Raw genomic sequence first — 1,286 nt, forward strand, 5'->3', positions numbered from 1 at the left:
AGGCTGCGCTGCGACGACAGCACCGTGGTCTGGGCATTCAGCACATTGAGGTAGCCCACGGTGCCCGCGCGGTACTGGTTCTCCACCACATCCAGCGCGCGCTGCGCAGCGGCGGTGGCCTCGCGCTGCAGTTGCTCCTCCTGCGCCAATGCAGCGGCGGCGGTGAGGTTGTCTTCCACCTCCTGCAGCGCCGTCAGCACTGTCTGGCGGTAGGCGGCCGTGACCTGCGCATGGTTGGCGCGGGCGGTCTCTACCGCTGCGCTGCGTGCGCCGCCATCAAAAATCGACGCCGCCAGCGCCGGCCCCAGCGACCAGAACAGGTTGGGCGCGCTGAACAGGTCGGCCAGGGGCGCGCCCCGGTAGCCGCCCGCCGCCGACAGCGTGAGCGCAGGGAAATACGCCGCGCGCGCCACGCCGACCTGCGCGTTGGCGGCGGCCACGCGGCGCTCGGCAGCAGCGATGTCGGGGCGACGCTGCAACAGATCGGACGGCAGGGCCTGGGGCACATCCGCCGGAGCGGGCAGCGCGGCCGTGGCCTCCAGCGCAAAGGCCGCAGGCGCCTGGCCCAGCAGGGCCGCCAGCGCATGCTCCAGCTGGCTGCGCGTGGTCTGCGCCTCCAGCAGCTGCACCTGGGTGGTCTTGTACTGCACCTCGGCCTGCGCCACATCGGCGCTGGACGCCACACCCGCCGCCTGGCGGTTGCGCGTCAGCTCCCAGCTCTTGTTGTAGGCCTTCAGCGTCTCGGCCAGCAGCGCGGCCTGGGCCTCGGCCGTGCGCAGCGAAAAATAGGTCTGCGCCACGGCCGCCTGCAGCGACAGGCGGGCCGCAGCCAGGTCGTCGGCACTGGCCTGGGCACTGGCCTGCGCGGCACCCACCCCAGCGGAGATGCGGCCCCACAGGTCCAGCTCCCAGCTGGCAGACAGGCCCAGCGAATGGCTGGTGCTGATGCGCGCGGTGCTGCTGCCGTCGGATAGTTGCGTGCCGCTGCGCGCGCGGCTGCTGCTGGCATTGGCGCCCACGGTGGGCAGTGCGGCAGCGCTGCTGCTGGCCACCGCTGCCTGGGCGGCGCGCAGGCGGGCGGCGCTTTGCGCCAACGTGGGGCTGTTGGCATCAGCCTGCTGCTGCAGGCGGTCCAGCACAGCATCGCCGTACACCGTCCACCAGGTGGGCGGTAGCGTGGAGGTCGCCTGGGGCTGTGCGGGCTTCCAGATGCCCTGGGCCTGGGCGGCGGCCTGCTCCTTGTAGGCCGCCGGGATGTCCATGCCGGGGCGCTCGTAGGGTGGCGT

At 72.7% G+C, this 1,286-nt stretch carries 1 protein-coding gene; it reads right to left on the minus strand.

Annotated elements, in window-relative coordinates; all coding sequences use genetic code 11:
• A partial coding sequence (locus AC07Z7_RS25075; protein ID WP_494768045.1) for an efflux transporter outer membrane subunit occupies positions 1–1,286 on the minus strand: 1,286 nt, incomplete at both ends.

This window comes from Acidovorax sp. GW101-11A03 (assembly GCF_059424825.1).